The organism is uncultured Mucilaginibacter sp. (assembly GCF_903893715.1).
In the GTDB taxonomy this organism is placed as follows: domain Bacteria; phylum Bacteroidota; class Bacteroidia; order Sphingobacteriales; family Sphingobacteriaceae; genus Mucilaginibacter.
The window spans coordinates 39,406-50,970 of the sequence record NZ_CAITNG010000081.1 but is presented as its reverse complement, the minus strand read 5'-3'; the positions used below and the strand labels follow the sequence as shown (position 1 = coordinate 50,970).

The window sequence follows — 11,565 nt, the reverse complement described above, 5'->3', positions numbered from 1 at the left end:
GATTGGCAGGAAATATTTAAAATTGATTATATTCGTATAAAATTTATCCCATGAATAAAGCAAAGGCTACCGAGGCTATTAATGATATGCCTACCGATTTTGAGCTGGATGTTTTAATTGAAAAACTGATACTGATAGAGAAGGTAGAAAAAGGCCTGGATCAGTTAAATGTCGGTAATACCTTTACCCATGAACAGGTTAAACAAAAAGTTCGTGAATGGCAGAAATAATTTGGACGGCATTTGCACTCGAAGATCTGCAATCGGTATATGATTACATCGCAAAAGATTCGAAGTTTTATGCAGACCGATATATTGACAAATTAGTAGACAGGGTAGATATTTTAATTGAACAGCCAAAAGCGGGTCGGATCGTCCCCGAATTTGAAAACGAATTAATAAGAGAACTGATAGAAGGCGCTTATCGGATCATCTATAAAATAGAGTCCTTTAATGAAATTGCAATTATCCGTATTCACCATTCCGCGCGGTTACTCAAAGACTTTATATAATTCACTTTTTCACCAACATATACTCTCCCCAAAAATCGGTGGTTGACGTTACGGCTGGTAGATGGTCTCCTTTTGGAGCTTCCGCGCCTGCTGCTAGGGAAACGACAAACACTCCGTTAGCATTCTTTGTGGCCGTAATCCCGAAATCCCTATCTACATTAATCCCCGGTAAAAGTATATGGTAAGCAAATTTAGTGGGATTTACAGTAGATAGCTTGAGATGTTTTAATGGAATAGCAAGTTCGTAGGTATAAGCCATCGTGTTATCAAATGCTTCGCTAACTTTAATGCCTTCGCTACTGTAAATTGAAAGAAGCGTGTCGATACCCGGTATACCGCTGGTGCGTATAAACTTCTCATTTGAGTGTAACTTTTTGTTGGACACCCTGCTTACCGAATCCGGATTCAACGCTGCCGCCTTACGTTGAGATGCCAATTGGCCCATAATAGTGAAACGGATATAGGGTTTGTTATGATATTGAAGTTCAAAAATGGGGAAAGTAACGGATGCTGCATTTTCATCACTCTTCTTCCCTGAAGCATTTACCCTGAACACTACACCGCAATTGGTTATTTTAGTGAGCACATCCGGATCTGTAGCATGCACAACCAAATACAGGTTATCGTCATCGTTACTGATGGTGTAAAAGATATCGGTGGCGTGGTTGTATGCCTGGAACTGGTTGTTCCATTCGGTGGTTTTGCCATCGATTTTGATATTGGCCGGGGCATAGAGGCTGCCTTGTTGGATATTGGGGAGTTTTTGGGCGGTGGCGGCAAGGCTAAACAGCAGCAAAACAAGGGTTATCTTTTTCATGGCGATTACTTTTTTGCGAGGGTGTATTCTCCTGAAAGGTCGGTAGCATAATCCAAAACCAATGTTTCAGGTGTATTTTTCATCTCTAAGGAAGGGTAGCCAGGTGTAGAACGCAATGTGGACTGTCCGTCGGCCGATAGTTGCACTGTTGTATTGGTATTGTAAAAAAGGCCGTTCAGCTTGATATTGTATTTCAACTTATCATTGGTAACACCGGCAGCCTTTAAGTATTTTAGCGGGACTGCTATCTCGCAGGTATAAGCCTGACTATGATCCATTAATGCCATCGCCTTGATGCCCATAGTGTTATTGGCAGTAAGCAAAGAATCTTTGAAAGACACGATCCCGCTAACTTTTATTCCGGAAAGACTTAGCATTTGCGTATTTAAAACCGCTATCAACGAATCGTTGGTTTTACTCACAGCCGCATCGTTCGCAATGCTTACTAATTTGTTCTTATTCTGAATAATGCTACCCTGATTTTTTCTTTCTATCGAGGGATAAGTAACACTCAATGCAATATTCTTGCTTGCTTTATTTCCTTGATTTACAGTAAGCGTAATATTGCCATAAATGATCTTTTTAATAACCACCGCATCGGTAGCCTGCACCACAACATATAAATTATCATCGTCGTTACTTATGGTATAGAAAATATCAGTAGCATGATTATAAGCTTGAAATTGATTGCCCCATTCGTCTGCCTTGCCGTCTATTTTAACATTCTCAGGCGCGTAAAGGCTTGTTTGCTGGATGTTTGGGAGTTTTTGGGCTTGGGAGATAAGTGCCAATAACAAACCCATAACTGCGGCAAATGTTGTTTTCATGAAAGATTGGTTTATAACTATAAATATAGTTATTTATGATTGGTATTTCCAAATGCAACAGATTTTTCTTATATTGTATCGAATGGTGAGTGGTGAGTAGTGAGCGGTGAGTTGATGGAAATTATTGTTATAGAATACCCATATTTACCCATAGCCTCCAAAGATTTGACAACTTTTAAAAAGTTGTCAAATCTACCGGCGAGCAAATTGTTCTTTGAAAGATACCCATAAATACCCATGAGTTTGGCAAAGCGCGTAGCGCATGGCGCAAAGCGTCAAAAGCATTTATATATTGGCACCTGCCAGCCGGCAGGCTGACATCCGCTCATCCCGATAGCTATCGGGAACACATTACACATACCCATAAATACCCATGTGATAAGATGGAAGATGTAATCCCGATAGCCATCGGGAGGAAGACGGAAGATGTGTTTTTTTAATGTACCCATATTTACCCATGTGTTTTTATCTTTGCAGCCGTCGGCGTTTGGGGAATGACTAAATGACCCAATGATTTAATGACGCAAAAAGAATGATCCAACTGCTTACCCCTACCCACTGGAAAGATTACGAACTGATTGACTGCGGCGATTTTGAGAAACTGGAGCGCTTTGGCGAGCTGGTGTTGATTCGTCCGGAACCGCAGGCGGTGTGGGACAAGGCCTTGAGCGAATCGGAATGGCAACGCAGGCACCATATTAAATTCAGGGGCCGCTCGGCAACTTCGGGCGAGTGGGTGAAGAAGAACCAAGGGCTGCCCGACCGCTGGAACATAGGTTACCAAAACGATGATGTAAGCATCCGCATGCGAATGGCGCTCACTTCGTTTAAGCATGTGGGGGTTTTCCCGGAGCAAGCGGTTAACTGGGACTATATATCGCACCATGTCAAAAAATTCAAGACAGCGGAGCAGCCGCGGGTATTAAACCTGTTTGCCTATACCGGCGGCGCATCGTTGATAGCGAAGGCCGCCGGCGCCGATACCACTCATGTGGATTCGATAAAGCAGGTGGTTACCTGGGGCAACGAAAATATGGAGCTATCGGGCATAAAGGATATACGCTGGGTGGTTGAGGACGCGCTCAAGTTTGTAAAACGCGAGGTAAAACGCGGTAAAACCTATAACGGTATTATTTTAGACCCGCCCGCCTACGGCCACGGCCCCAACGGCGAAAAATGGAAGCTGGAAGACAGCCTGAACGAAATGATGCACGACGTGGTAAGACTATTGGACCCCGAAGAGCACTTTTTGATTCTGAATACATATTCGCTGGGCTTTTCGTCGGTTATTGTACAAAACCTGCTGCAAAGCGCTTTCCCGAAAGTACAAAACCTCGAGATAGGCGAACTTTACCTTCAGGCAACCGCAGGGCCGAAACTGCCGCTGGGTGTTTTTGGCAAGTTTTTTAAACACAAAGCATAGGCAGTTTGCATCCACAGTTAACAAAAATTGAATATTGTTAAAAACTTTTAACCCTAAGCCTTAGTTAAGCTTGGTATCTTGCACTGGTGTTATTATCGCCTCATTAAATTCAAATGAAATTGAAAACCCTTCTTTCCGCCATCGTATTATCCACATCGGTTATTGCGTTTACCAATTGCCATTCCGGCGATAAAACAGGTACAGCCTCGGCCGCAGCCACAACAATAAAGGCAGATACTGTTAAAAAACCCGCTGCCGATACAGCAGCAGTTAAGGTAACTTATCCGCCACTCGACAAAGCCAAATACGACTCGTTAATGAAAAGATTGGCCAATGGCGATACCACAGGGCGCTGGCCGGTTAAAAATACCCCTTACCCTTTGCCAGGTGCCATATTGCCCTTTTACAGGGTGGTAGCTTATTACGGTAATTTGTATTCCAAAAAAATGGGCATTTTGGGCGAACTGCCTCCTAAAGAAATGATTGCCAAATTGCAAGCTGAGCGCAAGCATTGGGAAAAGGCCGACCCTAAAACCCCAACCATGCCGGCACTGCATTATATAGCCGTAACCGCTCAAGGCGAACCCGGCAAAAACGGACTGCATAATTTGCGCATGCCCGATAAACAGATTGACAGCATTTTGCATATCGCCAAAACCATACATGCCCTGGTGTTTTTAGATATACAAGTGGGCTTTAGCAATGTACAAACCGAGGTACCGCGTTTGGAGAAATATTTAAAAATGCCGAACGTGCATTTGGGTATTGACCCGGAGTTTTCGATGAAGGAAGGCAGTGTACCGGGCAAACGTATCGGCACATACGATGCAACGGATGTTAACTTTACCACCAACTATTTGGTTAACCTGGTAAAAAAATACAACCTGCCCCCCAAAATATTTATACTGCACCGCTTTACCCGTAAAATGGTAACCAATGCCAAAAACATGAAACTGCACCCCGAAATACAATTTGTTTTGGATATGGACGGCTGGGGCGAACCGGAGCTGAAATTAGGTACTTACCGCGATTGGATATATAAAGAACCGATCCAATTCACCGGCTTTAAACTGTTCTACAAAAACGACATCAAGAAAGCGCCAAACCATATGATGACGCCTGAAGAGGTATTGAAATTGAAGCCGGCACCGATTTACATACAGTACCAGTAAAACAAAAAGCCCTCACGAACAAACGCGAGGGCTTTTTTATAGGACATAATCCGGAAGAAGTACTTATTTAATGCTCACCAAAGCAATATCAACACCCTGGGCATTATCTTTGGTTTTGCAAACCAAGGGGAAGTCGGGGTTGTTCAATATCCACATTTCGCCTTTGCCGTTGGTTGCTATAGCATGGTAAACATCCAGTGGTTTACCATTTAACTTGATGGTGCCACTGTCATCTTTTTTAACGGTATATTTCAGGTCGTCAAACTCGAAGCTTTGTGTTTTTACCATGTTGGCAAATGCTTCTTTCGATATGCAGGCTACAGTTTGATAGCTGGGAAGCTTGGTCAACTGGTCGGGTTCAGCGGCTGTTATTACCATGCCTTTACCACTCTCGAGTGCTTTGGGCGACATTTCGTAATTGCCGGAGCCAACACCTTCGATATTCCAGTCTATTTTTATCGGGTCGCCCAAGCTGCTAAAGGTGAGGGTGAGCGACAGGTCTTGCCCGTCCTGTGTATAAGTGTAGGTAATTACCGAGTTACCCTTTATAGAGGGCACTGTGTTTTGGGCGAATACTGCTGTACCTAGTACAAGTGCCAGTATCGTGAGGGATAGTTTTTTCATTTTAGGTCAGTTTTTGATTATTTGCCTTGATTATAAGGTCTGACTGTGGCAATCTAAAAAAGTTCGACGTGTAACCGTAATGTTATGTTCGTTATGATTTTCTCAAAAAAAACAACAGTTTGATGTAACTTTCATAGTACAGACTACAGAACATCCTTCCGACCCTTGATTTATAATTACGATAAGCGTTCCACAAATTCATCAAAAAATAATCAGACTTTTGCAGGATGGGATATCCGTTTAACCTGAACATAAATTTATGCGTTATTACCTGGTAGCCGGCGAAGCATCGGGCGATTTGCATGGCTCGAACCTGATGAAGGAGTTGAAGAATTTGGACGCTAATGCGGAGTTCAGGTATTTTGGCGGCGACCTGATGCAGGCCGAGGGCGGCACTTTGGTAAAGCACTATGCCGACATGGCCTTTATGGGCTTTGTGGAGGTGATAGCTAACCTGCGTACTGTTTTAGGGAACCTTAAATTTTGCAAACAGGATATTGTAGCCTGGCAACCTGATGTGCTGATATTGATTGACTTCCCGGGTTTTAACCTAAAAGTTGCCGATTTTGCAAAGAAACAGGGGATTAAGGTTTGCTACTATATATCGCCAAAAGTTTGGGCATGGAACCAAAAACGGGTGCTAAAAATCAAAAAATCAGTTGACCATCTGTTCTGTATCTTGCCATTTGAGGTTGATTTTTATAAAAAGTGGGATATGGAGGTTGACTATGTTGGCAACCCTTTGCTGGATGCTGTAACGGCCTTTAAACCGGACACTGATTTTAGGAAAGCAAATGGCTTGTCGGATAAACCTATCATCGCCCTCCTTCCGGGTAGCCGCAAACAGGAAATCAGTTATTTGCTGCCAACCATGCTGGAGTGCGCAAGGCAGTTTCCCGGATATCAATTTGTGATAGCGGGCGCACCATCATTCAGCATAGACTTTTATACGCCTTTTTTTGTTGATGGGCAAAGCATTGCGGTGCTGTTCAATTCGACATACAACTTATTACACAAAGCGCAGGCAGCCATCGTAGCTTCGGGCACGGCAACCTTGGAAACGGCATTGTTCCATGTACCTCAGGTGGTGGTGTATAAAGGGAACGCTGTTTCTATCGGGATAGCGAGGGCAGTGATACAAATCAGGTTTATATCGCTGGTAGACCTCATTATGGACAGGTTGGTGGTGAAAGAGCTGATACAGGGCGATTATACACGCGAAACCGTTCAAGCTGAATTAGAACTGTTATTGCATGACGAGATTTACCGCAAGCAAATGCTGGATAACTACGTCGAATTAGATGAAAGAATGGGCAAACCCGGTGCATCCGGAAAAACTGCTTCCCTTATTTTCGGCTATCTTACAAAAAAACAAATCCCGGCTTAAAGGCCGGGATTTGTTTTTCATAGGTAGATGATAAAAAAATAGGTAGATATATATGTTGATCAGGCAGCCGATAACGTACCGGCGTCCATCCCTTGTTTGATGCTATTTAAAACTCCGCTTTTCGCAGCTTTCATCGTTTTCAAATCGTTCAATAATATATTCTTCAATTCGTTATCGAAACGGGTAAGCAATTGGCTTATCGATGGTTTCTTTATGGTCTTCATAGGTTGATCGCTCTAATATGTTGCTTTGTGTATTGCCAATAGTATGCCAAACAATTGTTTCGCTATGGCTTGTTATCATATCTACGCAAACAGGCTGGCAAAAGGATTTTAAATCATAGAAAAATATGAGAGTGCAATATTATCGTTTAAAAAAAGCTACAGTGTGTCGGTACAATTGAGCGGTTTAGGTGGTAACGGCTATGCGGCGGCTAAACAAGTGTACAAGCAGTAAGGTTGTTGAAAAACCAAGGCCGATGGCGCACACGCCATTCCAGTGGTAGCGGTTCCAAACGGCACTTGCCAAATACGTTCCAAGTGACCCGCCGAGAAAATAACAAACTATATAAACTGTATTAAGGCGGTTCCTTTCGTGCGGGTTGAGGCCGAAAACCATGGTTTGGTTTGAGATATGGGTTGATTGTACACCAAGGTCGAGCAGGATAACGCCGATAACCAAGCCGATCATGCTGCTTCCCGAAAAGGAAAAAACCACATACGAAACGATGATGAGCAAAATAGTAACTGTGGTTAGTTTATAAGGATTTACCCTATCGCTCAGCCGCCCCATTACCGAAGCACCCAAGGCTCCAAATGCGCCAACCAAGCCAAAATATCCAGCCGTTTGGCTATTGCCTTTAAACTGCGGCTGACTTAACAGAAAGGTGAGGGTTGTCCAAAAAGCACTAAAGCAGGCAAAGCCCAAAGCGCCACGGAGTGCGGCCAACCTTAGTTTAGGTTCGGTTTTGATGAGTCTGAGCATTGAGCGCATCAGCGAGCCGTAGTTGCCATCGTATTCAGCTTCTACGGTTGGCAGCATAAAATAAAGCAGTACCCATAAAACAAGCATCAGTGCGGCTGCTATTATAAACATCGTCCGCCAGCCAAAGTGAGCGCCTATGTAACCGCTCAAGGTCCGCGACAGTAAAATACCCATCAACAAACCGCTCATTACAAAGCCAACGGTTTTACCACGGTTTTCGGGACCGGTCAAGTGCGCGGCCATGGGTATCAGCATTTGTGGTATCATGGATGATAAGCCAATAAAAAAGCTCGCTATCAACATAACGGCCATATTTGGCGCAAACGCGGCGCCCAACAACGAAAGGACAATGAGCACAAAATCGAACATCATCAGTCGTTTGCGTTCCAACATATCGGCCAGTGGCAATAACAGCAACATACCGGCAGCATAACCCATTTGCGTAAGCACCGCAATTAACTGCGCCCGGCCTTCAGTTATTTTAAATGTGCCCTCCATTTGCTTCAACAGGGGCTGGTTATAATAGATGTTGGCTACTACCAAGCCGGTAGCTATAGCCATCACCCAAAGTAATGACGGTGTGAGCAGTGGTTGTTGTTTTAAAGGTGTATTACGCATTGAGGCTGCAAATAAAACGTTTTATCCATTAAGCTTTTAACTTGATTGTTTTTTCGACCTGTTGATGTGATAGGGATATGTCTTAGTGGCACGAAATTGGCAAGTGGTTACCCGTAAATTAAAAGTATGAACAACCTAAACGACGAAACACAAAGTAAAGGCGCTTTCGAAAAAGTGAGCAATACCATCACCGATTTTAGCTCCACATCGGCTATGTTCGCAATTGCCGTAGGGCTGATATTGATATGGGCCATCAGCGGACCGATATTCGGTTACTCAAACACATGGTTACTTATTGTGAATACGGGTACTTCCATTATTACTTTTTTGATGGTGTTCCTGATACAGAAGGCACAAAACAAGGAATCGATAGCGGTACAGTTAAAACTAAACGAGTTGATAGCAGCCAATAACAAAGCAAGCAACCGCCTGCTGAATATACAAGACCTAAGCGAAGTTGAACTGCGTACCCTTTATGAGCATTACCAAAAACTGGTGGAACTGACCCAACTGGCCGCTACCAACACGCAAAGCCATTCGGTTGAAGAGGCTATTGAATTGAAAAAAGCGGAAGAAGCTTTAGAAGGTACCAACATCGCGCTCGACAAAGTGAATTGACCCCTATCGACGCCCGGCAAGTGAGAACCTAAAGCCTTGGCTTACTTTGGTCCCATTATTGAAGGCTATGCCATACATTACCCTGATAAAGAGGTACTGCAAGCCAAAACCATACTCGGTATAGCCCTGCAAATCGGGCGTGGCGAGGTAATTCACATCGACAATTTCCTGCAGTTTAAGCTTCCGGATAAGTGGCAGTTTATTGGTAATAAAGCCCGAAAAATTATGCTCCAAATGTCCTTCAAAGTATTGCTTGGCAGTGCTGTACTTATAGTAATCGAGCAATAAAAACTTATTGGGTGAGGTGTCGTAAACCTGCAATAAATTACCGTTGAAGTGTTTATAATCGGTGTAGTATACACTGCCTGCATTCAAAAATTTACCCGCGCCAAGGTAAAACGATGTTTTGCCATACAGGCCAAGGCTAATGTCGGATTTTTGCAGATCGGCGGAGAGTTCGTCATAATCAACATCAGAGCCAAATATATTTTTGATACCTTTTACATAGCTGATGCCCAATGTTGGGTATTTCGACGGGAAATAACGCCGCCCGTTAGGGAAGGTTTCGTATTGGTTACTAAAATCGTAAGTGGTGCGGAGGGCTACTTTAAAGGCGTCGCTATTGGCAAATAAGGGGGCATTGCTGGTAGGTTGGATGGGGTTATTACTGGTATACTCGCGCGAATCGTTGTAAAAAAAAGAATACGATGAGGTATTGGACAGCCATTGGCGTTTGGAAAGTTCTGCTCCGATGCTACCCTGCCAGCCACCGGCAATGCGGTGCGACAGGGATAGGTTGGCAAATTGCTTATCGTAAAACTTTTCGAAGTTTTGCCTTTGGATGAGACTGTATAATGTATTATCGCCGCTACCAAAAGGCACCAAATTATTCATATCCAATACATCCGACCCGAATTTGAAGCCCAGGTTATAGCTCGCTATCGGGATATTTCCGTTGATATTGCCATGTACTAACCTGTCGGAAAAACCGTAGCGCATAGCGCCCTGTACCAATAAATATCGATTATTCAAACTGTCTATTTGTTTTACATACCTTACATCATAATTAAAGTTAAAACCCTCCACCGTATTAAATGATAGCGAACCCAAAACCGAGTTAAAATGCATGTACTCTTTATGGTATCGGTCATTATGGTTTATGCCTGAACCAATGAGTAGCCTGCTGAGCTTGAACTTATTGTTGACGCTGTCAATCGAGTCCATATAGGTTTTCGATTCGCGCTTTTTGGCTAGTACTTCCTTCTTTTTATAGTCTGTTGTTTCTTCGGTCGTTAGCGGTATAGGCCTTTCGGCGTTCCAGTAGGCAGAGTCTTTTTTGTTCACCTCTTTGGTAATGCGCAATACTTCGTTAAACTCGTTCTTCTCGATTTTAGGGTCGAGGTCGTAATTTTTGTATATCGAAATAAAATACCCGCCAAAACGGAATGCCAAAAAGCCCCCGGTAAAGTCGAAACGAATAGAAGCCGGCATCCACACCGTTTTTGATACCGGATAAAACTGCTGGTCGACCTTTAGGGTATCCACAAAATTTATCCCGGCTTTTTTGGTGATGAACAGGTTGGTGCCGTAAAGCCGCCAGCTATCGTTAATAATATAGATAGTACCCTCAAAAACGGGGTCGTAACCACGGCGAGGTATTACCTGAATTTTGTTGATGGTCTCGCCGTTCTCCACAATAGTGCCCAGTAATTTATAGCGGTAATAAAACAAGGCGTTATCAGATATGGGCGATATGAGCGGGCGGTTGCTCAAGCCTTCCCAGTCTTCGTTGTTTTTGTAAAAGTCGACCTTCACGTCGCTTGCGCGATTGAAACTGAATGCATTATTACGGCCCGATACTTTTGACGATATCATTTCCTCATGTACCTTATCGGGCTGCATAAAAGTAAATTTAGATTCAGACTCCGACAGGTAAACGATGCCTGTACGGTTTGAATCAAGGCCATTTTCGCGGGCTATTTTATCAATATCGGCACCTAAAAACTTTTTGGGCGCTGCCAATAATTTTTGCAAGCCTTTTATATACACTTCGCAGCTATAAGCATTTACCTGTTTAAGATAAAAAGGCCGTTTTTTTATGGCCTTGCGGATGATGGCATAGGCAGGGTCTTCGCCCGTGGCATGGATGTCTACATTTTTTAGCTGGTAGGCCTCTATGGCCAAGGTAACGTTGACTTGCATATCAGCCTTAATAGTGAGCTTCCTGCTTTCCTGATGATAGCCTATGGCTCGGTAAAGTATCTCGTAGTCGCCGGTATTGAGTTGAAGTTGGTATTTACCATCGATGTTTGCAGATGTGCCTCTGGTAGTATTTTTTACATAAACAGTGGCAAACGGGACGGGATGATTGCTTTGGTCGGTAATGGTACCGCTCACGGTAACTAATTGTGCAAATAAATTAAGGCCGCAAAAAAGGAAAATAAACAGTGTAAAAGTGTACTTCATGCAAAAGCGTTTTTATTTAAGATGAATATAGTACATTATTGGTTGCACTATATGTTAAATAATGTTAAGCGGGCTAAAAGAAGCAATAAAAATAATTTATCAAGGTTTATTTGATAAT

13 protein-coding genes are annotated in these 11,565 nt (G+C 43.2%); 6 read left to right on the top strand and 7 right to left on the bottom strand.

Annotated features, from left to right (window positions below; genetic code table 11):
• Positions 1–50 precede the first annotated feature (50 nt).
• Both QZX97_RS09620 and QZX97_RS09615 read left to right on the top strand, forming a co-directional pair.
• On the top strand, positions 51–230 hold the full coding sequence (locus tag QZX97_RS09620) for a hypothetical protein (RefSeq protein ID WP_295653799.1): 180 nt from the start codon (positions 51–53) through the stop codon (positions 228–230).
• Positions 218–511: a type II toxin-antitoxin system RelE/ParE family toxin gene (locus QZX97_RS09615; RefSeq protein WP_295653797.1), complete on the top strand. Its 294-nt coding sequence runs from the start codon at positions 218–220 to the stop codon at positions 509–511. Before QZX97_RS09620 ends, QZX97_RS09615 begins: the two co-directional genes overlap by 13 nt.
• Before the next feature lies 1 nt (position 512).
• Here QZX97_RS09615 and QZX97_RS09610 read toward each other — a convergent pair whose 3' ends face one another.
• From QZX97_RS09610 to QZX97_RS09600, 3 genes are all read right to left on the bottom strand, one after another.
• Positions 513–1,328, bottom strand: coding sequence for a hypothetical protein (locus tag QZX97_RS09610; RefSeq protein WP_295653796.1), 816 nt, complete (start codon positions 1,326–1,328; stop codon positions 513–515).
• A 5-nt stretch (positions 1,329–1,333) separates the two neighbouring features.
• Positions 1,334–2,155: a hypothetical protein gene (locus tag QZX97_RS09605; protein WP_295653794.1), complete on the bottom strand. Its 822-nt coding sequence runs from the start codon at positions 2,153–2,155 to the stop codon at positions 1,334–1,336.
• Between the two features lie 275 nt (positions 2,156–2,430).
• Complete coding sequence (locus tag QZX97_RS09600; protein ID WP_295653791.1) at positions 2,431–2,604, bottom strand: hypothetical protein; 174 nt, start codon at positions 2,602–2,604, stop codon at positions 2,431–2,433.
• An 83-nt stretch (positions 2,605–2,687) separates the two neighbouring features.
• On the opposite strand from QZX97_RS09600, the gene QZX97_RS09595 reads away from it, so the two are divergent.
• Both QZX97_RS09595 and QZX97_RS09590 read left to right on the top strand, forming a co-directional pair.
• Complete coding sequence (locus tag QZX97_RS09595) at positions 2,688–3,578, top strand: class I SAM-dependent methyltransferase (RefSeq protein WP_295653789.1); 891 nt, start codon at positions 2,688–2,690, stop codon at positions 3,576–3,578.
• A 113-nt stretch (positions 3,579–3,691) separates the two neighbouring features.
• Entirely contained in the window at positions 3,692–4,750 is a 1,059-nt protein-coding gene (locus QZX97_RS09590) for a hypothetical protein (protein ID WP_295653787.1), read from the top strand.
• A 63-nt stretch (positions 4,751–4,813) separates the two neighbouring features.
• On the opposite strand, the gene QZX97_RS09585 is transcribed toward QZX97_RS09590, so the two are convergent.
• Positions 4,814–5,374: a hypothetical protein gene (locus QZX97_RS09585; RefSeq protein ID WP_295653785.1), complete on the bottom strand. Its 561-nt coding sequence runs from the start codon at positions 5,372–5,374 to the stop codon at positions 4,814–4,816.
• 259 nt (positions 5,375–5,633) lie between these two features.
• Here QZX97_RS09585 and lpxB point away from each other — a divergent pair, with 259 nt between their 5' ends.
• Positions 5,634–6,761, top strand: coding sequence for a lipid-A-disaccharide synthase (gene lpxB, locus QZX97_RS09580; RefSeq protein ID WP_295653783.1), 1,128 nt, complete (start codon positions 5,634–5,636; stop codon positions 6,759–6,761).
• 59 nt (positions 6,762–6,820) lie between these two features.
• On the opposite strand, the gene QZX97_RS09575 is transcribed toward lpxB, so the two are convergent.
• Positions 6,821–6,985, bottom strand: a complete 165-nt coding sequence (locus QZX97_RS09575) for a hypothetical protein (RefSeq protein WP_295653780.1) — start codon at positions 6,983–6,985, stop codon at positions 6,821–6,823.
• A 184-nt stretch (positions 6,986–7,169) separates the two neighbouring features.
• Positions 7,170–8,363, bottom strand: coding sequence for an MFS transporter (locus QZX97_RS09570; protein WP_295653779.1), 1,194 nt, complete (start codon positions 8,361–8,363; stop codon positions 7,170–7,172).
• Positions 8,364–8,489: 126 nt separating this feature from the next.
• Between QZX97_RS09570 and QZX97_RS09565 the strand changes: the two genes are divergently transcribed.
• Positions 8,490–8,981, top strand: coding sequence for a low affinity iron permease family protein (locus tag QZX97_RS09565; protein ID WP_295653778.1), 492 nt, complete (start codon positions 8,490–8,492; stop codon positions 8,979–8,981).
• 3 nt (positions 8,982–8,984) lie between these two features.
• Here the strand turns inward: QZX97_RS09565 and QZX97_RS09560 are convergent, their stop codons facing one another.
• Positions 8,985–11,447, bottom strand: coding sequence for a DUF5686 and carboxypeptidase regulatory-like domain-containing protein (locus QZX97_RS09560; RefSeq protein ID WP_295653776.1), 2,463 nt, complete (start codon positions 11,445–11,447; stop codon positions 8,985–8,987).
• Positions 11,448–11,565 lie beyond the last annotated feature (118 nt).